The organism is Streptomyces sp. TSRI0281, assembly GCF_001905125.1.
In the GTDB taxonomy this organism is placed as follows: Bacteria; Actinomycetota; Actinomycetes; order Streptomycetales; family Streptomycetaceae; genus Streptomyces.
In genome coordinates this window covers 38,805-59,947 of sequence record NZ_LWLE01000006.1, presented here as the reverse complement: position 1 = coordinate 59,947, position 21,143 = coordinate 38,805, and the positions used below count along the sequence as shown (strand labels likewise).

Annotated in this window: 23 protein-coding genes and 1 riboswitch; of the genes, 12 read left to right on the top strand and 11 right to left on the bottom strand. The window is 72.5% G+C overall.

The features are described from left to right. The 4 genes from A6A29_RS12980 to A6A29_RS12965 all read right to left on the bottom strand — a co-directional run. The coding region (locus A6A29_RS12980; protein WP_241838443.1) for a cobyric acid synthase at positions 1-1,592 on the bottom strand (1,592 nt) is incomplete at its 3' end. Continuing rightward, positions 1,589-2,533, bottom strand: a complete 945-nt coding sequence (locus A6A29_RS12975; protein ID WP_073720214.1) for a cobalamin biosynthesis protein — start codon at positions 2,531-2,533, stop codon at positions 1,589-1,591. The genes A6A29_RS12980 and A6A29_RS12975, both read right to left, overlap by 4 nt. A 104-nt stretch (positions 2,534-2,637) precedes the next feature. Next, positions 2,638-2,829: riboswitch (cobalamin riboswitch) on the bottom strand. 110 nt (positions 2,830-2,939) lie between these two features. Beyond that, positions 2,940-3,182 (bottom strand): hypothetical protein, encoded by a 243-nt coding sequence (locus A6A29_RS12970; RefSeq protein ID WP_073720213.1) that lies wholly within the window; start codon positions 3,180-3,182, stop codon positions 2,940-2,942. A gap of 12 nt (positions 3,183-3,194) precedes the next feature. Further along, positions 3,195-4,454, bottom strand: coding sequence for an inorganic phosphate transporter (locus A6A29_RS12965; RefSeq protein ID WP_073720212.1), 1,260 nt, complete (start codon positions 4,452-4,454; stop codon positions 3,195-3,197). 281 nt (positions 4,455-4,735) lie between these two features. Between A6A29_RS12965 and A6A29_RS12960 the strand changes: the two genes are divergently transcribed. From A6A29_RS12960 to A6A29_RS12950, 3 genes are all read left to right on the top strand, one after another. Beyond that, positions 4,736-5,425, top strand: a complete 690-nt coding sequence (locus A6A29_RS12960) for a class II aldolase/adducin family protein (protein WP_385730946.1) — start codon at positions 4,736-4,738, stop codon at positions 5,423-5,425. 85 nt (positions 5,426-5,510) lie between these two features. Then, complete coding sequence (locus A6A29_RS12955; protein ID WP_073720211.1) at positions 5,511-6,638, top strand: alpha/beta hydrolase; 1,128 nt, start codon at positions 5,511-5,513, stop codon at positions 6,636-6,638. A gap of 186 nt (positions 6,639-6,824) precedes the next feature. Then, entirely contained in the window at positions 6,825-8,147 is a 1,323-nt protein-coding gene (locus A6A29_RS12950; protein WP_073720346.1) for a hypothetical protein, read from the top strand. Between the two features lie 191 nt (positions 8,148-8,338). Here the strand turns inward: A6A29_RS12950 and A6A29_RS12945 are convergent, their stop codons facing one another. Beyond that, positions 8,339-8,752, bottom strand: coding sequence for a VOC family protein (locus A6A29_RS12945; RefSeq protein WP_073720210.1), 414 nt, complete (start codon positions 8,750-8,752; stop codon positions 8,339-8,341). Positions 8,753-9,034: 282 nt separating this feature from the next. Between A6A29_RS12945 and A6A29_RS12940 the strand changes: the two genes are divergently transcribed. The 3 genes from A6A29_RS12940 (at position 9,035) to A6A29_RS12930 (ending at position 12,116) form a co-directional block, all read left to right on the top strand. After that, positions 9,035-10,633, top strand: coding sequence for an ABC-F family ATP-binding cassette domain-containing protein (locus tag A6A29_RS12940; RefSeq protein WP_073720209.1), 1,599 nt, complete (start codon positions 9,035-9,037; stop codon positions 10,631-10,633). Positions 10,634-10,952: 319 nt separating this feature from the next. Next, a complete protein-coding gene (locus A6A29_RS12935; protein WP_007263382.1) occupies positions 10,953-11,174 on the top strand; it encodes a helix-turn-helix domain-containing protein in 222 nt (73 codons plus the stop codon). A gap of 150 nt (positions 11,175-11,324) precedes the next feature. Next, positions 11,325-12,116: an enoyl-CoA hydratase/isomerase family protein gene (locus A6A29_RS12930; RefSeq protein ID WP_073720208.1), complete on the top strand. Its 792-nt coding sequence runs from the start codon at positions 11,325-11,327 to the stop codon at positions 12,114-12,116. A 133-nt stretch (positions 12,117-12,249) separates the two neighbouring features. Here A6A29_RS12930 and A6A29_RS12925 read toward each other — a convergent pair whose 3' ends face one another. Beyond that, positions 12,250-12,978 (bottom strand): hypothetical protein, encoded by a 729-nt coding sequence (locus tag A6A29_RS12925; RefSeq protein WP_073720207.1) that lies wholly within the window; start codon positions 12,976-12,978, stop codon positions 12,250-12,252. A gap of 93 nt (positions 12,979-13,071) precedes the next feature. Here A6A29_RS12925 and A6A29_RS12920 point away from each other — a divergent pair, with 93 nt between their 5' ends. The 5 genes from A6A29_RS12920 to amaP are packed head-to-tail and all read left to right on the top strand — an operon-like array spanning position 13,072 to position 15,404. Then, positions 13,072-13,563, top strand: a complete 492-nt coding sequence (locus A6A29_RS12920; RefSeq protein ID WP_073720206.1) for an Asp23/Gls24 family envelope stress response protein — start codon at positions 13,072-13,074, stop codon at positions 13,561-13,563. 29 nt (positions 13,564-13,592) lie between these two features. Continuing rightward, positions 13,593-13,784 (top strand): hypothetical protein, encoded by a 192-nt coding sequence (locus A6A29_RS12915; protein ID WP_073720205.1) that lies wholly within the window; start codon positions 13,593-13,595, stop codon positions 13,782-13,784. Beyond that, positions 13,781-14,134 (top strand): Asp23/Gls24 family envelope stress response protein, encoded by a 354-nt coding sequence (locus A6A29_RS12910; protein ID WP_073720204.1) that lies wholly within the window; start codon positions 13,781-13,783, stop codon positions 14,132-14,134. The genes A6A29_RS12915 and A6A29_RS12910 overlap by 4 nt, the downstream gene beginning before the upstream one ends. Beyond that, the gene (locus A6A29_RS12905) at positions 14,131-14,820 is read left to right on the top strand and encodes a DUF6286 domain-containing protein (protein WP_073720203.1); all 690 of its coding nucleotides are present in this window, start codon (positions 14,131-14,133) and stop codon (positions 14,818-14,820) included. The genes A6A29_RS12910 and A6A29_RS12905 overlap by 4 nt, the downstream gene beginning before the upstream one ends. A gap of 5 nt (positions 14,821-14,825) precedes the next feature. Then, positions 14,826-15,404: an alkaline shock response membrane anchor protein AmaP gene (gene amaP, locus A6A29_RS12900; RefSeq protein ID WP_385730955.1), complete on the top strand. Its 579-nt coding sequence runs from the start codon at positions 14,826-14,828 to the stop codon at positions 15,402-15,404. 63 nt (positions 15,405-15,467) lie between these two features. Here amaP and A6A29_RS12895 read toward each other — a convergent pair whose 3' ends face one another. From A6A29_RS12895 to A6A29_RS12875, 5 genes are all read right to left on the bottom strand, one after another. Then, on the bottom strand, positions 15,468-16,223 hold the full coding sequence (locus tag A6A29_RS12895) for an SDR family oxidoreductase (protein ID WP_073720201.1): 756 nt from the start codon (positions 16,221-16,223) through the stop codon (positions 15,468-15,470). A 4-nt stretch (positions 16,224-16,227) separates the two neighbouring features. Then, positions 16,228-18,021: a glycoside hydrolase family 15 protein gene (locus tag A6A29_RS12890; RefSeq protein ID WP_073720200.1), complete on the bottom strand. Its 1,794-nt coding sequence runs from the start codon at positions 18,019-18,021 to the stop codon at positions 16,228-16,230. A 30-nt stretch (positions 18,022-18,051) separates the two neighbouring features. Next, a complete protein-coding gene (locus tag A6A29_RS12885) occupies positions 18,052-18,900 on the bottom strand; it encodes an SURF1 family cytochrome oxidase biogenesis protein (protein WP_073720199.1) in 849 nt (282 codons plus the stop codon). A gap of 78 nt (positions 18,901-18,978) precedes the next feature. After that, the gene (locus tag A6A29_RS12880; protein ID WP_073720198.1) at positions 18,979-19,212 is read right to left on the bottom strand and encodes a hypothetical protein; all 234 of its coding nucleotides are present in this window, start codon (positions 19,210-19,212) and stop codon (positions 18,979-18,981) included. Between the two features lie 63 nt (positions 19,213-19,275). Then, a complete protein-coding gene (locus A6A29_RS12875) occupies positions 19,276-20,322 on the bottom strand; it encodes a DEDDh family exonuclease (RefSeq protein ID WP_073720197.1) in 1,047 nt (348 codons plus the stop codon). Between the two features lie 107 nt (positions 20,323-20,429). On the opposite strand from A6A29_RS12875, the gene A6A29_RS12870 reads away from it, so the two are divergent. Beyond that, positions 20,430-21,143 carry a VIT1/CCC1 transporter family protein gene (locus A6A29_RS12870; RefSeq protein WP_073720196.1) on the top strand — a complete coding sequence of 238 codons (714 nt, stop codon included), beginning with the start codon at positions 20,430-20,432 and terminating at the stop codon, positions 21,141-21,143.

Here is a 21,143-nt window from a genome sequence, read left to right as displayed (position 1 = left end):
GGCCCCCCCCCCCCCGCCGCAGGCGCACCACCGCCCACAGACGACGCACCACCGCCCACCGACGACGCACCACCCCCCGCCCCCACCCCCGGCGCTCCCGGCGCGATGAACGGCAACCCCCCCGGCGCCCCACCCTCGATCAACCGCCACAACCCATCCGTATCCGCGTGCTCCTCCACCAGATCCCCGAGCCGGTCCAACTGCTCCTCCCGCAGCGCCCCGAAACTCGTGTCCGGCGCGGGCACGAACCGCCGCCCCGCCGCCCGCGCGACCTCCTTCAGGAACCGCCGCCGGAACGCGTCGCTCTCCAGCGACCCGTGCCAGTGCGTCCCCCACACCGCGCCCACCCGGCACCCGTCCAGGAACGGCTCGCCGCCCCGCACATCGGCGACCCCGTGATGGATCTCGTACCCCTCCACCGGTTCCCCGAGCGCCGAACCGACCGGCCGGGCGAGCGTCTTGGCCCGCTCGAACCGGATCCGCACCGGCAGCAGTCCCAGCCCGTCGACCTGTCCGGCCCGCGACTCCACCTCGTCCTCGATCCGTTCACCGAGCACCTGGAACCCGCCGCAGATGCCGAGCACCGGCCGGCCCTCGGCCGCCCGCCGCACGAGCGCGTCGGCGAGCCCCCGCTCCCGCAGCCAGGCCAGCGCCTTCACCGTCCCGCGCGTGCCGGGCACGATCACCAGGTCCGCGTCGGCCAGTTCCTCGGCCCGGTCCACGAACCGCACCACCACACCCGGTTCGGCGGCCAGCGCGTCCACATCGGTGAAGTTCGACATCAGCGGTACGGCACACACGGCGACCCGCAGCACGTCCTCGCCGTGCGGCGGTGCGACGACCGACTCCCGTACGGCACCGCGCAACGAGACGCGCAGACCGTCCTCCTCGTCGATGCCCAGGCCGTGCGCGTAGGGCAGCACCCCGTACGTGCGCCGCCCGGTCAGCCCGTACAGCATGTCCAGGCCCGGCTCCAGCAGCGAGACATCGCCGCGGAACTTGTTGACGAGGTAGCCCGCGACCAGCGACTGGTCCTCGGCGCTCAGCAGCGCCGTCGTACCGAAGAACGAGGCGAAGACGCCCCCGCGGTCGATGTCGCCGACCACCAGCACGGGGAAGCGCGCGGCCCGCGCGATGCCCATGTTCACGATGTCGGTGCGCCGCAGATTGATCTCGGCGGGACTGCCCGCCCCCTCGCAGATCACGGCGTCATAGGTGCCCCGGAGCTGCTCCAGACAGTCCACTACCGTCCCGAGGAGCGCCTCCTGACGGCCTCCGTGGTAGCCGCGGGCGCTCATCTCACCGACCGGTTTCCCCATCAGGACGACCTGACTGGAACGATCGCTGCCGGGCTTGAGCAGCACCGGGTTCATCAGCGCGGACGGCTCCACCCGGGCGGCCTGGGCCTGCATCGCCTGGGCACGGCCGATCTCCGCGCCCTCACGGGTCACGAACGAGTTGAGCGACATGTTCTGCGCCTTGAACGGCGCGACCTTCACCCCGCGGCGGACCAGCCACCGGCAGATCCCGGCCGTGACGACGCTCTTGCCCGCGTCCGATGTGGTCCCGGCGACCAGCAGTCCGCCGCTCATATCCGTCTCCGTCCCGCGATCAGCCGGCCCGCCACGCACACGCCGAGGGCCAGCGCACTCACCCGGCGCGACAGTCGCACCGCTCGTTCGATGTCGGCGCTCTCCACCGCCCGGCCGGCCGCCCCGTTGAGCACGGGCCGGTGCTCGACGCGCCCGGCGTACGCCAGGGTCCCGCCGAGCCGTACGCCGAGCGCTCCCGCGAACGCGGCCTCCACCGGGCCCGCGTTGGGGCTCGGATGGCTGCCCGCGTCCGCACGCCACGCCCGTACGGCTTCGCCCGGACGTCCCCCGGCCACCACGGCCAGCGCGGCCGTCAGCCGGGCTCCGGGCCATCCCGCCAGGTCGTCCAGGCGGGCCGAGGCCCAGCCGTAGCGCCGATAGCGGGGCGACTTGTGGCCGACCATGGCGTCCAGGGTGTTGACGGCCCGGAAGGCGACGAGTCCGGGGACCCCGCCCAGGGCGCCCCAGACGAGGGCGCCGACGACGGCGTCCGAGGTGTTCTCGGCGACGGACTCGACCACGGCGCGGGCGATCTGCGGCCCGTCGAGGGAGTGCGGGTCGCGCCCGCACAGATGGGGCAGTCGTTCCCGGGCCACGTCGATGTCCCCGGCGGCGAGCGCGCCCGCGACGGCGCGCGCCTCACGGCCCAGCGACGTACCACCGATCACGGACCAGGTGGTGGCGGCGGTCAGCGCGACGGCCGCGGCGGGGCGGCCCCGTACGGCACGGGAGGCCAGCACGGCGGCTCCTGCGGCGCCTCCGGCGCAGACGACGGTGTGCAGGGCGCCCCGCCCGCGGTGGTCGCGCCACAGCAGACGCTCGGCCGCTGCCGCGGCCCGGCCGAACCCGGCGACGGGATGCCCCCGGCGGGGGTCACCGAGCAGGCGGTCGGCGATCAGTCCGGCCGTGGCGCCGTACGCGAAGATGCGGTCGGCACGCACGGCTCAGCCGACCGCGGAGCGGGAGGTTCTCGCAGGGGGCGACACAGGTTCCGGCGCACGGCGGCCAGGCATGGCGTATGTCCTCACTCAGGGTCCGCGCCCTGGTTCGACGTGACCGGCGACGAGAGTCTCCTGGCTTCCGGATCCGCAGTTCCCCCGGCCTTCCAGTCCGCGTCGGCGGACCGTGACTTCCGATGTGGGGGACTGCTCCCCGGTGACAGTGGCGGGACCGCGCCGGATTCGCACCGGCTTCCTCTGCTGTCGCCGTAAACGGCTCCGGCAGTCCACCACGCTGTGAGAACGCCCGTCAACTTGCCGTTGACCTGCGGGGCCGCAGTGTGCCCGGACGCACATCGGGCCGGACACACACGGTGTGTCCGGCCCGATGGAGGAGCGGTGGTGCGGGTCAGGCGACGATCAGATAGATCCCGTACGCGACCGCCGCCACGCACAGCGCGAAGCAGAGGTACGCACCGGCGCGGACCGGCGTGAACGCGCCGCCGGAGCCGCCGGCCCGAGCCGTCGAGGTCTGCGTCGACGCCTGCTTGGAGAGGCCGATGATGCCGAGCGTGAAGAGGCCGACCAGCGCCACGGTGACCACGAGGCTGACACCGAAGACGGAGGCGAGAGCTGCCCAGTCGATGTTCATGGGGATCCGTCCTTACACCGTGGCGGGCCGCGCCGGGTCGGCGGGCGTTCCGGCCGGAGCCGAGATGGTGGTCTTGAGGTCCGTGGCCGTGGTGCCGATGGGCGGCGGGGTGACGGCGGCCATGGCCGTGGTGACGACGCCCGCGGGCTCGTCCTCCGCACCGCCGCCGGTGACGTTGGTGTGGTCGACCGGCTTGCGGCGCGACAGCAGCCAGATGGCACCGGAGCCCGCGACGAGCAGGACCGCGACGACCGCGACGCCCCAGCCGCCCTGCTTGGTCAGGAACTCCGCGCCCGCGCCGACCAGGCCCGCGGCCGGCAGGGTCAGGCCCCAGGCGACGAACATCCGGGTGGCGGTGGACCAGCGGACCACGCCCCCCTGACGGCCGAGGCCCGCGCCCATCACGGCGCCGGAGCAGGACTGGGTGGTGGAGAGCGAGAAACCGAGGTGCGAGGAGGCCAGGATGACCGTGGCCGCACTGGTCTGGGCGGCGAAGCCCTGCGGCGGCTTGAGGTCGGTGAGGCCGCTGCCCATGGTGCGGATGATGCGCCAGCCGCCGAGGTAGGTACCCAGGGCGATGGCGACACCCGCGGAGACGATGACCCAGACCGGCGGGTTGGAACCGGGGGACAGGACGCCACCGGTGACCAGGGCCAGGGTGATGATGCCCATCGTCTTCTGCGCGTCGTTGGTGCCGTGGGCGAGCGAGACGAGACCGGCCGAGGCGATCTGGCCGGCCCGGTAGCCCTTGGCGGTCGACTTCAGCTGCGCCTCGTCGGTGACCTTGCGGCTGAGTCGGTACGTCAGCCTGGTGGCCAGCAGCGCGGCGAGACCGGCGACGAGCGGGGCGGCGATCGCGGGCAGCAGCACCTTGGTGACGACGGTGCCGCCGTTGATCGAGGACCAGCCGGCCGACATGACGGCGGCGCCGATGAGACCGCCGAACAGGGCGTGGGAGGAACTGGAGGGCAGGCCGACCAGCCAGGTCAGCAGATTCCACAGGATGGCGCCGACGAGCGCCGCGAAGATGACCTCGGTTCTGAGGCCGTCCTCGTTGACGATCCCGCCGGAGATCGTCTTGGCGACCTCCACCGACAGGAACGCGCCGATCAGGTTGAGAACGGCGGACATGGCCACCGCTGTCTTGGGCTTCAGGGCGCCGGTCGAGATGGTGGTGGCCATCGCGTTGGCGGTGTCGTGGAAACCGTTCGTGAAATCGAACACGAGAGCTGTCACGATCACAATCGCGAGCAGCAGCGTGATGTGTTCCATTTACCCAGGCAATCGTTCGACGGCAGTGGCTCGTGGACCGTAGGCAACCTGAGTGAACGGAAGATGAACTGGGCGGGGCGCTGTGGTGACCCCAAACGGATTGGACTCCCTCCGCTTGTGTATGCGAGGGGCGTGGTTACGCCCCTGAGGCGGTGCGAGGACTGCCCTTTGCCGCCGCTTGGCGAAGATTTTGAGCCGTGGTTCTGTCACTCGTAAGAGATTCCGGTCACCCGGGTTCGCGAGGGGTCCCGGCCGCCGGGACGCCACCCTAGGATCCCCGCATGAGCGATTCCCGCACGAGCGTGAGCGATCAGTCCCGGGACGCGATCGAACAGGCCTGGCGGAGCGTGGTCGACACGGCCCGCCGGTCCGCGGCGGACGGCCTGGTCGTGGGCACGTCGGGCAATGTCTCGGCGCGCGTCGGCGGGACCGTCCTGGTCACCCCCAGCGGGGTGCCCTACGACCGGCTCCGGCCCGAGGACGCGGTCGGCGTCGACCTCGAAGGGCGCCAGATCCTCGGTGAGCTGGCCCCGACCAGCGAACTTCCCCTCCATCTGGCGGTGTACCGCAACAGCTCCGCCGCCGCCGTCGTCCACACCCACGCGGTGCACGCCACCGCCGTCTCCACCCTGGTCACCGAGGTCCCGTCGGTGCACTACGCGGCCGCCCTGCTCGGCGGACCCGTCCGGACGGCCGCCTACGCGCGCTACGGAACGCGGGAGCTGGCCGACAACATGCTCACCGCCCTGCGCGACCGCACCGGCTGCCTCCTCCAGAACCACGGCACCGTCACCTACGGGGGCACCCTCGACGAGGCGTACGACCGCACCGCCCAGCTCGAATGGCTGTGCAGGCTCTGGCTCACCGCGAGTTCCGTACCGGGCCACCGCCCGACCCTGCTCTCCCCGGCCCAGCTGCGCGAGGTGACCGACGCCCTGAAGGGGTACGGCCAGCCCGGCCGGCCCGGCTGATCCCCGCGGCCCTCCCGGTGCGGCCCCCGCACCGGACGGCCCCCGCCCACTGGCACCGCGCACCGCACGCCACGACACTGAAGCCGTGCGCCCGGCAACAGCGACGGCAGCGGCCGTCACCACGATCCTCGGCGCCGGCGCGGCAGCGGTCGCGGCCGGCCGGTACGCCAGCGACGCCGCCCTCAAGGTGCCGTCCGGACGTCCCCTCCCCGCCGACCGCAGAGTCACCGTGCATGCCACGGCGGCCGGGCAGGTCACCCTGACCCGCTCGTTCGCCGCGCTCCGGCCCGGCACGTACGGGCTGGTGGGCCCCGGTGTGCACGCCGTCGTCGGGCCGGTGACCGAACAGGCACCACATGCCCCGGACACCGTCGTCCGCAGGCTGGAACGGGTGAACCACGGCACCCTCAAGGCGGGCACCAAGGTCCGCCTCACCCCCGAGCTGTACAGCGGCGACCCCGGCAGCGCCCTCGGTCTCGACCACAAGGAGGTCGAGATCCCCGGCGAACTCGGCATCCTGCCCGCATGGTTCGTGCCCGGCGCCCGGGACACCTGGGTGATCACCGTGCACGGCCTCGGCACCACCCGGGAACACCCCATGAACCTGATGGGCTTCCTGCACGACCAACGGCTCCCCGTGCTCGGCCTCGCCTACCGCGGCGACGCCGGAGCCCCCCGCTCCGCCGACGGCCTCGGCCACCTCGGCGCCTCCGAATGGCGCGACCTGGACGCCGCCATCCGCTACGCCCTGCGCTACGGCGCCGAGAACGTCGTCCTGTACGGCTGGTCGACCGGCGCCTCGATGGCACTGCACGCCGCGGTCGACTCCGCGCTCCGGGACCGCATCAGCGGCCTCGTCCTGGACTCCCCGGTCATGGACTGGCAGGTCACCCTGCGCGCCCTCGCCGCGGCCCGCCACGTCCCTTCCGCCCTGCTGCCGCTCGCCGTGCGCGCCGCCCAGGGCCGGACGGGGCTGAGCGCGGCCCCGCTGCTGGACACCGCCCTGCCGTCCGCCCTGCACACCCCGACGCTGATCTTCCACGGCCCGGACGACTCCCTGGCCCCCTGGCAGCCGTCCCGCGAGCTCGCCGCCCGCCGTCCCGACCTGGTCAGCCTCCACCCCGTACCGCAGGCTCCGCATGCGGCGATGTGGAATGCCGACCCGGCACGGTACGAAGAGACGCTGCGGCGCTTCCTCACGCCCCTGATGTGAGCCGATACGGGGGGACAGGACCGGTCGGTACCAGGCCGAACACCCCCTCCACGGACCGGTGAACCAGCTTCCGTTTGGGCTTTCGGGCCGTCAGAGGCAAGACTGCTCCCCGTGACGTCCCGTACCCCGCGCGACTCCAGGCTGCGACTTGTCCGCCCGCGACCCCTTGCCACCGCCCGCAAGGCCGTGACCACCCGGCGCACCAGGCCGGCCCCCCGGCCTCCCGAGGGCACTCCGCCCCGGACGGAACTGGCCCGGCAGGCCAGGGCGGTCCTCGCCGATGCCGTACGGATCGCCCACTGGGCCGCCGACGGCCCGAGCCCCGGCACCGCACCCCCGGCCGCCCAGGCCCTGGAACGGGCCGCGGCGGCACTGGAACTCTCCCCGGCCCAGGCACGCGCGGGCTGGGACCGCGCCAGGCTGGCCGGCCTCGTGGAACTGCACGGCGACACCGCACGCCCCGGCTGGCGGCTGCGCGCCTGGGACCGTGACGACTCCGCCGTGCTCCGCGGCTGGGTGGCGCTGTTCGACGCCTGGTCGCTCGTCCACGCCGCGCCCGAGGGCATCGAGGCCACCGCCGTCGCCGAGGCCGTCGAGGCCGTACCCCAGGTACTTTCCCTCCTCCAGCTCTCCGCGGGCCCGGTCACCGTGCCCGCCCTCCTCGACCTCCTCGGCCAGCGCGTCGCGGAACTCCACGAGGAGCGGTGCGAGGTGCCGTACGGCCCCGAGCAGCAGCTCGCGCCGAGCGCGCCGGCCGTCGAGCACACCGACCCGGCAGGGGACGCCGATCTCAACGCGCTCCTGCTCGACTGGGCCCTGGAGGGCCTGGCCGCGGTCGGCGCCCTCACCCTCGGGGCAGGTCACGCCACCCTCACCCCGCTCGGCAACTGGGCGGTCTGGGTCAAGCTGGAACAGATCTGCGTCGCGGCCCAGAGCCCCGCCGGAAACATCGAGCAGTCCGCCGCCGACATGCTGCTCGGCTGCGCACGCCTCACCCCGGGACCGGCCCGCGACGAATACCGGGCCTGGCTCGCCGCCCGGCCCGTCGGCAGCGCCGTCACGGAACTGCTCGCCGTCGCCCGCGGCGAGGACGCCCTGCTGCGCGGCCTGGCCTTCGAGGCGCTCCGGGTGGTCGGCGCCCCGGCCGAACCCGTGGTGCGCTCCGTGGCCACCGACCAGACGCTGCGGCCCTACGCCCTGCTCTGGCTCGCCGAGTACGAGGGGGCCGACCCGGACGACGCCCAGGAGGTCCTGAGCCGCGAGGAAGCCACCTGGCTCTGGGTCGACACCGCCGCCGCCGTCGCCGACCACGGCGAGACCGGACTGCTGGTCCGCCACCTCGACTCCGCCGTCCAGGGCACGGTTCCCGCCCTGCTCGACGAGGTCAGGGCCGTCGGCCACCCGCGCACCGTCCAGGTCCTGGTCGCCCTGGCCGCCGCGCACCCGGACCCGGCCCTGGCCAAGGCCGTGCGCCGCGCAGCCTTCCAGGTCCACACGGGCGGCGCGTAGAGGACCGGGGCGGTCCGGCCGTCCGGCGTCCGTCCATCGGGCGCCCGCCCGGCCGGGCAGCCGATCATCCGCGCATCCGACCGGCCGGGCGTCCGGTCCACCGGACGCCCGGAGCACCGGCGCGGGGAGCTTCGGGGCCTCGGAGCTTCGGGGCTCGGATTTCCGGCGCCGTAGGCCCTGTCACCCCGGGGTCAGCCTGCCGACCCCGGGGCGTACGTCCCGAAGCTCCACACATTGCCCTCCGCGTCGCGCGCCATGTAGTCCCGTGAGCCGTAGTCCTGGTCCGTGGGCGGCATCAGGATCTCCACGCCGTGCTCCACCGCCCGCGCGTGGTGCTCGTCCACCTCGTCCACGACCACGTACACGCCCACCGGGCCCGCGCCCGCCATCGCCCTGGCGAAGACGCCCTCACGGCTCCTGGAGCCGAGCATCACCCGGCCGTTGCCGCAGGACAGCTCGGCGTGCAGCACGCTGCCGTCCTCGCCCTCGTACACCGCTTCCTCGGTGAAGCCGAGGGCCTGCGTCAGCGTTCTGATCGCGGCCTTCGCGTCGTCGTACAGGATCGTCGGGAAGACCGTCGGTACGCCGTCCGCCGCACCAGCCATCACGCTCACCCTCTTCTGCCGTTCGCCCCCGCTCTGTGGTGATCTGCGTCTCAGTCTTCCACCGGCCACCGACAATGCCCTCCCGGACGGCATCCACGCAGGTCGGCCGGAGACGTGGGAGCGCGCCGAGTATCGGCCGGTTCGTCCCGGCGAACGTGCGGAAAAGCAGTTGCACACCGCCAGTAGAATGGGCTGTATGGCCATTCTCCTTGTGCATTAGCGGCGTCGAGAGACCTCCGCCCCTCGTCCCTCCGCCGTCCATAACTGCCCTGGAGTTTTTCCGTGATCACCGCTTCCGGCATCGAGCTGCGCGCCGGCGCCCGCATCCTGATCGAGTCCGCTTCCTTCCGAGTCGCCAAGGGCGACCGCATCGGCCTCGTCGGCCGCAACGGGGCGGGCAAGACCACCCTCACCAAGTGCCTCGCGGGCGAGGGCACCCCCGCGGGCGGCACCATCACCCGGTCCGGCGAGGTCGGCTACCTCCCGCAGGACCCGCGCACCGGCGACCTCGACATCCTCGCCCGGGACCGCATCCTCTCCGCCCGCGGCCTCGACGCGATCCTGCGCAAGATGCGCGAGAACGAGGACCGGATGGCGAGCGGCCAGGGCGCCACCCGCGAGAAGGCGATGAAGAAGTACGAGCGTCTGGAGACGGAGTTCCTCACCAAGGGCGGATACGCCGCCGAGGCAGAGGCCGCCACCATCGCCGCCGCGCTCAGCCTGCCCGACCGGGTGCTCGGCCAGCCCCTCCACACACTCTCCGGCGGTCAGCGCCGGCGTGTCGAGCTGGCTCGCATCCTCTTCTCGGACGCCGACACCCTGCTCCTCGACGAGCCCACCAACCACCTCGACGCGGACTCGATCGTCTGGCTGCGCGACTACCTCAAGACCTACCGCGGCGGCTTCATCGTGATCTCCCACGATGTCGACCTCGTCGAGACCGTCGTCAACAAGGTCTTCTATCTCGACGCCAACCGTGCGCAGATCGACGTCTACAACATGGGCTGGAAGCTCTACCAGCAGCAGCGCGAGGCCGACGAGAAGCGCCGCAAGCGCGAGCGCCAGAACGCCGAGAAGAAGGCCGCGACCCTCAACGCGCAGGCCGACAAGATGCGCGCCAAGGCCACCAAGACGGTCGCCGCCCAGAACATGGCCAAGCGCGCCGACCGGCTGCTGTCCGGACTGGAGGCCGTCCGGGTCTCCGACAAGGTCGCCAAGCTGCGCTTCCCCGACCCCTCGCCGTGCGGCAAGACCCCGCTGATGGCGGAGGGCCTGTCCAAGTCCTACGGCTCGCTCGAAATCTTCACCGACGTCGACCTCGCCATCGACAAGGGTTCCCGCGTCGTCATCCTCGGTCTCAACGGTGCGGGCAAGACCACGCTGCTGCGCCTCCTCGGCGGTGCCGAGAAGGCGGACACCGGCGAGATCATCGAGGGCCACGGACTCAAGCTCGGCTACTACGCCCAGGAGCACGAGACCCTGGACCCGGAGCGCACCGTCCTGGAGAACATGCGCTCCGCCGCGCCCGACCTCGATCTGGTCGAGGTCCGCAAGACGCTCGGCTCGTTCCTCTTCTCCGGCGACGACGTCGACAAGCCCGCCGGCGTGCTCTCCGGCGGCGAGAAGACCCGGCTCGCGCTCGCGACCCTGGTCGTCTCCTCGGCCAACGTCCTGCTCCTCGACGAGCCGACGAACAACCTCGACCCGGCCAGCCGCGAGGAGATCCTCGGCGCGCTGCGTACGTACAAGGGCGCCGTCGTCCTCGTCACCCACGACGAGGGAGCGGTCGAGGCGCTCCAGCCGGAGCGGATCATCCTGCTTCCGGACGGGGTCGAGGACCTGTGGGGTGCGGACTACCGGGACCTCGTCGCCCTGGCCTGATCCACCGGGGATAGATCATTCGGCCTACGCGTGATCCATCATCTGAGTGAGTGCGTCTCATACCTCGGCGTGGCGCCCGGTAGATAGCTGCCGGGCGCACCCATTTCGCTCCGTTCACCCCGCACGGCCCTGACCTGGCGGTTCTCTCGGGCGCTCGTCCCGAGGGCCTTCGGATCCCTGCGGAATGTGCGATTCCGATCGTGTTGGCCGCCTCTCCGGCCGCGAATCCGGTCGTACGTACCTTGCTGAATGGGTGGCCATGAAGCTCATGAGGGGTGATCATGAGAGTCCAGAGCGCACTTCCCATGAGGAGGCACGGGTGGCCGAGACTCTGAAGAAGGGCAGCCGGGTAACCGGCGCCGCGCGCGACAAGCTCGCGGCAGACCTGAAGAAGAAGTACGACTCCGGTGCGAGCATCCGGGCGTTGGCCGAAGAGACCGGCCGCTCCTACGGATTCGTCCACCGGATGCTCAGCGAGTCCGGAGTGACGCTGCGGGGACGTGGCGGAGCTACACGCGGCAAGAAGGCCGCTGCGGCCTGAGGCCGACAGCGGTCGGGGCAGCCGTGGGGCAGGCTCCGGGGCTCACCGGGATACGTGGTGGCCACCCGGCCGGTCAAGCGGTCGTCCGGGTGGTTACTGTTCAGTCACTTAATTTTTGAGTGCTGACTGCACCCGATCCGGAGGCGCCCCATGACCTCGCTCGACTCTGTGCTCGACAAGGACGGCGTACGGCTCACCGTCGAAGACGCGGTTGCCACGGTGACACTCACCAACCCGGCCAGGCGCAACGCTCAGTCTCCCGCTCTGTGGCGGGCGTTGACAGAGGCCGGACGGGTACTCCCCGGCAACGTGCGGGTCGTTGTGCTCCGCGGCGAAGGCAAGTCCTTCTCCGCGGGCCTCGACCGGCAGGCGTTCACCCCCGAGGGGTTCGACGGTGAGCCGTCCTTCCTCGACATGGCGCGCGGCCCGGAGGCCGAGCTCGACGCGACCATCGCCGAGTACCAGGAGGCGTTCACCTGGTGGCGCCGCAACGACATCGTGTCGATCGCGGTCGTCCAGGGTCATGCCATCGGCGCCGGATTCCAGCTCGCCCTCGCCTGTGATCTGCGGATCGCCGCCGAGGACGTGCAGTTCGCCATGCGCGAGACCAGTCTCGGTCTCGTCCCGGACCTCACGGGCACCCACCCCCTGGTGAACCTCGTGGGGTACGCCCGCGCGCTCGAAATCTGCGCCACCGGGCGCTTCGTGTACGCCGAGGAGGCCGAGCGCACCGGCCTCGCCAACCTCGTCGTCCCGGCCGACCAGCTCGACGCGGCCGCCCACGATCTGGCCGCCGCCCTGCTGGCCGCCCCGCGCGACGCCGTCATCGAGACCAAGGCCCTGCTCAGCGGCGCGGCCTCCCGCGGCTACGAGGAGCAGCGCAGCGCCGAGCGCGCCGCTCAGGGCCGCAGGCTGCGCGACCTGGCCGGTCTCACCGACTGACCCGGAGCGATCCGGCCGTCTCACCGACTGACCCGGAGCGATCCGGCCGGTCCCACCGACCGGCCCGGTGCACCGGCCGGCGGGGTCCCGCAGGCCGGACCGGCCTCGACGACCGCACCGGCGGGCGCACCCGTCAGTCCCGCTCCACCACGGCGGTGACCAGTACGGCGACCGGTGGGTGGCCCTCCACGGCCGCCGTCACCGCCGTGCGCACCGCCCGCGCCACATCCAGGGCCCGGTGGTCCCCGGCCGTCGCCACCTCGACCCGCAGATGATCCGCGCCGGTGTGCACGGCACTGCCCAGGACCTGGGTCAGTGCGACGACACCGGGCACCCCGGCGGCGGCGTCGCCCGCCGCCCCGCCGGCCTTCGCGGCCCGTACCTCGTCCTCCGCCGGGGCCGTCACCCGGTCGGGCGCGTCGTCCTCCAGCAGTCCCGTCACCCGCAGGTCCACCTCGGTGACCAGCAGGCCGAGCCGGGCGGAGGCCGCGGTCATCAGCGCGGTGCGCAGGGCCTCGGCGGCATCCGGCAGCGGCCGGTCGGCCGTGGCCGCGAATTCCGCCTCGATCCGCAGCGGCCCGGACGGCAAGGCGCTCGGCGGCGCCGGAACACCCGCGTCCCTGTCCGCCCCGTCCACATCCAGGACCGTTCCGTTCGCTTCCATGGCCACCCCGATCCTGAGCCTGCCGAGTACCGTGCCGGGCCCGGCCGCCGCGCTCCGCAGCACCGAGGCCGCCGCCCGCTCCGCGATCCAGACGCCGTCGGCCGGACCGCCCAGAGGGAGCAGACGGCCGAGGCCGAGCCGTTGACGTACCGCCGCCGTCCATCCGTCGGCCTGCTGTGGGCCGTGCGCCGTTGTCATTGCTCCACCCTGCCGCATCCACGGCGCGAGACGGGGCAAGCGCACCTAATGTGGGCAGGGAAGTCCACACCTGCCCCGAAGGGAAGAGCGGCGATGACTGACACCCCACAGCGGAACCGGCCCGAGAACCCCGGCAAGGACACGGGCGACGACCGGGGCAAAAGCCCGCTGGGCAAGCGCGGCGGGGGAGACCCCGCCACCCGTGGCCGTACCACGATCGCCGACGGCGTGGTCGAGAAGATCGCCGGAATGGCCGCACGCGATGTCGTCGGTGTCCACGCGATGGGCAGCGGCCTCTCCCGGACCTTCGGAGCGGTGCGCGACCGGGTCCCCGGCGGCGGCAAGTCCGTCACCCGCGGGGTCAAGGCCGAGGTCGGCGAATCGCAGACCGCCCTGGACCTGGAGATCGTCGTCGACTACGGCGTGTCGATCGCCGATGTCGCCCGCGATGTACGGGAGAACGTCATCGCGGCGGTCGAGCGCATGGCCGGCCTCGAAGTCGTCGAGGTCAACATCGCGGTGAGCGACGTCAAGCTGCCCGATGAGGACGACGACGAGGACGAGCCCGAACCACGCCTCCAGTAGGTCTCGCGAAAGCCAGTTGAGGAGTCACGATGAGCATGGCTGTGGTCGGCCTGTTGGCCGGCATGGCGCTGGGATTCGCCGGGTACTTCGGCGGGTTCGGTGCCTTCCTACTGGTGGCCGCGCTGGGCGCGGTCGGCTTCATCGCCGGCCGCTTCCTGGACGGTGACCTGGAGCCCGGCGACTTCTTCCGGAGTCGCGAGCGCGGCGACCGGCGACGGTGACGGCGGTGACCGGCGGGGTCGCCGCCGCCGAACGCGGGCAGACCCGGATCGCCGACCGGGTCGTCGCGAAGATCGCCGCGCAGGCGGCGAAGGAAGCGGTCGACGAGCCGCCCGAGGAGGGCTCGTCGCCGCGCGCCACGGTCACCGTTCACCGGGACTCCGCCCGGGTACGGGTCAGTCTGGAGCTCGGCTACCCCAGCGACCTCGGCCGCCAGTGCGGCGCGGTGCGTCGCCGTGTCAGCGAGCGGGTGAAGACCTTGGCGGGGATGGAAGTGCCCGAAGTGACGGTGCAGATCGAGCGACTGCACCCCGCCGGATCGAGCGCCGCGGCACAGGGGAGGATCCGATGACCGAACCTCATGAGCCGACGGGCAGCACCCAGCGGCTGCCCGCGACCGGCCCGCGGAGCGACACGGACGTGCGCGAACCGGACGGGAGCGCGGGCTCGTCCGCCGCCCACGACCCGGCACCCGCACCGGAGAAGGGCGGAGGCAGGGCGGGCCGGTTCTGGTCGGCACGCCGGATTCCCGCGGCCCTGCTCGCCCTGGTGGTCCTGGGCGGCGCCGGTCTGCTGCTCTACGACATCGCCGCGGTACGGGCCGACCACCCGGCGATGCAATGGCGGCGCTCACTCGCCGACGATCTGGCGGAACGGCCGCTGGACAACGTCTGGGTGCTGGTCGGGGCCGGTATCGCGGCCGCCCTCGGCCTCTGGCTGATCCTGCTCGCCCTCACCCCCGGACTGCGCGATCTGCTGCCGATGCGCCGTGACCGTGCCGGTGTACGGGCCGCACTCGACCGGACCGCGGCCGCCCTGGTCCTGCGCGACCGGGCCGTGGAGGTGTCCGGGGTGCAGTCCGTTCGGGTCCGGATGGGACGTGGCAAGGCGGCCGTGCGCGCGGTGTCCCACTTCCGGGAACTCGACGACGTACGGACGGACCTGGACGCCGCGTTGGGGGCGGGTATCAAGGAACTGGGCCTGGCCAGGCAGCCGAGTCTGTCCGTCCAGGTCCGCCGTCCGACGAAGAAGGGGTGAACGGCGTGCTCAGGACCGTCAACCGGGTACTGCTGGGCCTTGCCGGGCTCCTGCTGATCATCGTGGGCGGCGCCGTGCTCGCCGTCGGCCTCGGCGCGTCGCTGCCCTCCTGGTGGCCGTGGGACGCAAAGCACGACGTGCTGCTCAGCGAGGCCGACCGGGACCGCTGGCGGGACGACGGCTGGTGGTGGCCGACCGTCATCGCGGTCCTCGCCGTCCTGGTCGTCCTCGCCCTGTGGTGGCTGCTCGCCCAGCTGCGGCGCGCCCGCCTCTCGGAGGTGCTGGTCGACAGCGGCGACGGCGAGGGCGCGGTGCTGCGGGGCCGGGCGCTGGAGGGCGTGCTCTCCGACGAGGCGGGCGCCCTGGACGGGGTGGCCCGCGCCCAGGTCGCGCTGCTCGGCCGGCGCACCGCGCCCCGGACCAGGGTCCGGCTGCTGATGGAGCCGCACGCGGCCCCGGAACAGACGCTGCGGGTCCTGTCCGACGAGGCGCTGGCCCACGCCAGGGAATCGGCAGGTCTGGCCGAACTGCCCGCCGAGGTACGGCTGAAGGCCGTCAAGCACCGTGCGGAACGGGTGTCCTGACGGCCCTTCGCGGGGGCCTTCGCGCCCGGCACGGGGCCCCTTCGGACGGGTCCGGGCCCGCTCTCAGAACCCGTGCCGTGAGCCGCCGTCGACCGGCACCATGATGCCCGTGAGATAGGACGCGGCGGGGGAGAGCAGGAAGGCCGCGGTCTTCCCGAACTCCTCCGGCGTCCCGTAGCGGCGCAGCGGGATGCGGGCCTCCTTGGCCGTACGGGCAGCCTCCGCGTCGCCGGACAGCGCGTCCAGTTCGCGTACCCGGTCCGTGTCGATCAGCGCGGGCAGCACCCCGATGACGCGGATGCCGCGCGGGCCCAGTTCGTCGGCCAGGGACTTGGCGAAGCCGGCCAGGCCGGGGCGCAGCCCGTTGGAGATGGTCAGCCCGGCGATCGGCTCATGGACCGAGCCGGAGAGCACGAAGCCGATGACGCCGCCCTCGCCGAGCGTGGCGGCCGTCGTCCGGGCGAGCCGCACGGCCCCCAGGAACACCGACTCGAAGGCCGTCTGCCACTGGTCGTCCGTGTTGTCCGCGAGGAAGCCGGGCGCCGGACCGCCGACGCTGATGAGGATGCCGTCCAGACGGCCGAACCGTTCCGTCGCCGTGTCCACCAGACGCTGCGCCGCGCTCGGGTCGGCGTTGTCCGCGGCGACCCCCACGGCGTCCGGCCCCAGTTCGGCGGCGGCCTCCGCGGCCCCCTTCTCGTCCCGGCCGCTGATGATCACCTTCGCCCCGTCGGCGGTCAGGGCACGCGCCGTGGCGTTGCCCAGCCCACGGGTGGCGCCGGTGACGATGTAGACACGGTCCTTCAGTCCAAGATCCATGGCCCTATCCTGCCGCGTCGTCGGCGGTGAGGGCGACAGCGCTGTTCACCAGTCCGATGTGGCTGAAGGCCTGCGGGAAGTTGCCCAGCTGGCGCCGCGCGACCTGGTCGTACTCCTCGGCCAGCAGCCCCACGTCGTTGCGGAGCTCCAGCAGCCGCTCGAACAGCTCCTCGGCCTCGGCCGCCCGCCCGGTCCCGCGCAGCGCGTCGGCCAGCCAGAACGAGCAGACGATGAAGGCCCCTTCGTCACCGGGCAGTCCGTCGACGGAGGTGCCGTCGGTGCTGTAGCGGCGGACCAGGCCGTCGCGGCCCAGCTCCTTGCGTACCGCGTCGACGGTGCCGATGACCCGGGGATCGTCCGGCGGCAGGAATCCCGTCCGGACGATCAGGAGGGTCGCGGCGTCCAGCTCGCGCGAACCGTAGGACTGGGTGAAGGTGTTGCGTTCGGGGTCGTACCCCTCGGCACAGACCTCGGCGTGCACGGCGGACCGCATCGCCCGCCACCGCTCCGCGTCGCCCGGCAGGCTGGGGTTCTCCTCCAGGGTGCGCACCGCGCGGTCGGCGGCGACCCAGGCCATCACCTTGGAGTGCACGAAGTGGCGGCGTTCCCCGCGGATCTCCCACAGCCCCTCGTCCGGCTCGCGCCAGGTGGACTCCAGGAAGCCCAGGAGGCTGAGCTGAAGACTCCAGGCGTGCGGCTTGTCGTCGAGGCCCGCCTCCCGGGCCAGCCGGAGCGAGTCGATGACCTCGCCGTACACATCGAGCTGCCGCTGCCGGACCGCCGCGTTGCCGGTGCGGACCGGCCGGGAGTTCTCGTACCCGGCCAGCCACGGCAACTCCGTCTCCGGGAGCCTGCGCTCGCCCGCCAGGCCGTACATGATCTGGAGGTCGGCGGGGTCCCCGGCGACGGCCCGCAGCAGCCAGTCCCGCCAGGCCGACGCCTCCTTCACATAGCCGGCGGACAGCAGGGCGCCGAGGGTCAGCGTGGCGTCCCGCAGCCAGCAGAAGCGGTAGTCCCAGTTCCGTACGCCGCCGATCTCCTCCGGCAGTGAGGTGGTCGGGGCCGCCACGATGCCGCCGGTCGGTCCGTAGGTGAGGGCCTTCAGGGTGATCAGCGAGCGGAGCACGGCGTCGCGGTACTTGCCCTGGTACGTGCATTTCGCCGACCACTTCGCCCAGTCGGCCAGGGCGTGCTTCAGCGCCTTGTGCGGGTCGACCAGTTTCGGGCGCGGCGAGTGCGAGGGGTGCCAGGTGAGGACGAAGGACACCGACTCGCCCTCGGCGACCGTGAACGAGGAGCAGGTGCTGAACTGCTGCCCCCACGTCTTGACCGGCGGCTCGCTGCGCAGCCAGACGGAGTCGGGACCCGCGACCGCCACCCGGTGGCCGTGCGAGCGGCGCATCCAGGGCACGACCGAACCGAAGTCGAAGCGCAGCCGCAGGACGGAGCGCATGTCGACACTGCCGCTCACCCCCTCGATGATCCGAATGACGTCGGGCGCCTTGTCGCGCTGCGGCATGAAGTCGATGACCTTGACCGTGCCGGTCCGGGTCTCCCAGTACGTCTCCAGCACGAGCGAGTCACCCAGATAGCCGCGCCGGGTGCAGGTGTCCGTGCTGTCCGTGCCCTTGGGGGCGATGCGCCAGTGGCCGTTGTCCTCATCGCCGAGCAGCGCCGCGAAGCAGGCGCCGGAGTCGAAGCGGGGCAGGCAGAGCCAGTCGATGGAACCGTTCCTGCCGACCAGGGCCGCGGTCTGGAGATCGCCGATGAGGGCGTAGTCCTCGATACGTGGAGTCACGCTCTGGCGTGTTCCCTGACCTGCGCCCGGCTAAGCAGACCGGTAGGTGCGCGAGGTGGTTTCCGCGGCCTTCCAAGCGGTCGCGGGCTCGGGCTGCTCGGCCGCTTCGTCCTGCGCGGCGGCCTGCTTCACGGCCTCCAGACGGTCGCGCTTCTCCCGGCGTACGAGAATCACCCAGCCGACCGGGACCCCGGCGGCGAACAGCCACCACTGGACCGCGTACGCCATGTGCGGGCCGATGGAGCTGTCGTCGGGGGAGGCGATCGGCTCGGGCGTGCCGTCGGTCGGCTCGGGCGAGGTCTGCTCGATGTACCCGCCGAGGACCGGCCGGGAGAGCAGCTGGGACTGCTGGGAGCTGTTGATCAGCATCACCTGGCGGTCCGGCAGGCCGGCCAGGTCCTTGATGCCGCTGCTGCCCGTCGTCTCGTCGGCCTTGAGCCGGCCGGCGACGGTCACCTCGCCCCTGGGCGCGGCCGGGACCTTCGGGAATGTCTGCTGGCTCGCGGCGGTGGGGATCCAGCCGCGGTTGACCAGGACGGTGCCGCCGCCCTTGAGGTCCAGCGGGGTCAGGACGTGGAAGCCGATCCGGTCGTCGTCCGAGGTGCGGCGCCGTACGACGACTTCGTGCGCGGTGTCGAACGTCCCCGTGGCGGTGACCGCGCGCCAGTAGTCGGCGCGCGGAACGGTGTGTCCCGGAGAGGTGATCCGGGCGACCGGGACCGGATCCGCCTTCAGGTTCTGCGAGATCAGGGAGTTCTGCGCGACCCGGTGCTGGTGCCGGTGCAGCTGCCAGAAACCCAGCTCGACCATGGTGGGAATCAGGACGAGCGTGAGGAGGGTGAGAATCACCCACTGCCGGGTCAACAGGAAGCGGTACACCCCATGACCGTACAACCGGGGTCATGGGGTGCGGCACTCAGGGGTGGGGCCGGAGCGGCCCCAGGGAGGAACGTTCCGTCATGCTTTGTCCACGATGCCCGCCTTCCCTTCGGCACGGGCGCAGTGGCCCCCGCAGTACCAGTGACCGTCGACCTCCACGCCCTGGCCGATGACCTGGACCCGGCAGTGCTCACAGATGGGCGCCATGCGGTGAATGGCGCAGGAGAAGCAGTCGAAGACATGCACCGCGCCCTGCGCGTGCACCTCGAAGGACATCCCGTAATCGTTTCCGCAGACCTCACAACGTGCCATGCGCCACAGGGTGGGACGCGGGGCGACGGCGGGCGAGCGGATGCCGGGCGAGTCGCGCCCGGTTCACTCCGATGACGGTGCGGGCGCGGGCGCCGTCGCGCCCGGAGAAGCGGGCGGGGGAACGGACGGAGAGGCGGCCGGGGAGGCGGGGGCGACGTCGCGCAGCAGATGGGTGAAGGCGCTCTCCTCCAGCACCGGTGTGCCGAACGACTTCGCCTTCAGCGTCTTGGACGTCGCCGCGTCGGGGTCGTTGGTGACCAGCAGGCTGGTCAGCCGCGACACACTGGTCGCCACATGCAGCCCGGCCTCCACGGCGCGGTCCTCCAGCAGCTCGCGGTCGATCGAGGTGTCCCCGGAGAACGCCACCCGCATGCCCTGCCGGAGGGGCTTGTCCTTCTCGTACCGCCCCGGATTGGGATACGGGCAGGCCGGCCTCTTGCGCGAGGGCCGCCAGCTGTTCTGCTGGTACGAAGCCTGATACCCGATGCGCGGGGTGACCGGGGAATCGGACCACTCGGTCAGCGGGCGGCACTCCAGCAACGGCAGCCGCACCCCGTCACGGGCGGCGGCGTGCAGACTCGGCCGGAACGCCTCGGCCAGCACCCGGGCGTCGTCCAGGGCGTGGTGGGCGTGCTGCTGCACGACGCCGAAGTGGGCGGCGAGCGAGGACAGCTTGTGGTTGGGCAGCGGCAGCCGCAGCTCCTTGGCGAGCGCGATCGTGCACAGCCGCTGCTCGACGGGCGCGACGACCGCGGCGCGGGCGTACTCCCGGGCGAGCATCGACCAGTCGAAGGCCGCGTTGTGCGCGACGAGCACCCGGTCCGCGAGCCGTTCGGAGAGCGCGGCCGCGACCTCCGGGAAGAGCGGTGCGCCCTCCAGCACCTCGCTGGTCAGACCGTGGATCCAGACGGGACCCGGGTCCCGCTCCGGATTGACCAGGGTGTACCAGTGGTCCTCGACGTTGCCCTGGGCGTCGAGACGGTAGACAGCAGCGGACACTATCCGGTCGTCTCGGGCGAGTCCGGTCGTCTCCACGTCGACGACCGCGTACCCCTGTGGGTAGGCGGTCGGCCACGGCGCTGCAATCTGGCGGTCGTCGAGCATGGTCACAGAGAATACGGGCCGCGACTGACAGTCCCCTATTCGGCCGTCTCCGCGACCGGCGGCCCCGGGCGGGTCGGACCGGGGCCGGAGCACGTGAATGAGACCCTCCCCGGGTGACGGACGGACAGGTTCACCACGAACCCCACGGCAATGTACGCGGCTCCCGGCTGAACTGGCTCCGGGCCGCGGTCCTCGGCGCCAACGACGGTGTGGTCTCCACCGCGGGACTCGTCGTCGGCGTCGCCGGAGCAACCGGCGACCGCGGCGCGCTCCTCACCGCGGGCCTGGCCGGACTGCTGGCCGGGTCCATGTCCATGGCGGCGGGCGAGTACGTCTCGGTCTCCACCCAGCGCGACTCGGAGAAGGCGGCGCTGGCCACCGAGAAACGGGAGCTCCAGGAGACCCCCGAGGCCGAACTCGTCGAGCTCACGGGCCTGTTGCAGGGCAAGGGGCTGAGCGAGAAGGTCGCCCGCGAGGCCGCGGTCCAGCTCACCGAGCGCGACGCGCTGCGCGCCCACGCGGAGGTCGAGCTGGGCATCGACCCGGACGACCTGACGAACCCCTGGCACGCGGCGGGCGCGAGCTTCCTGGCGTTCACCGTGGGCGCCCTGCTGCCCCTGCTGGCGATGGTGCTGCCGCCCTCCTCGCTCCGGCTCCCGGTCACGGTGGCGTCCGTGCTGGTGGCGCTCGCCCTGACCGGCTGGTGGAGCGCCCGCCTCGGCGACGCGGCCCCCGGCCCGGCGGTGCTGCGCAACATGTGCGGGGGAGCGGTGGCCATGGGAGTGACGTACGGGGCGGGGGCGTTGCTGGGGGCGGTGGGGGCCTGA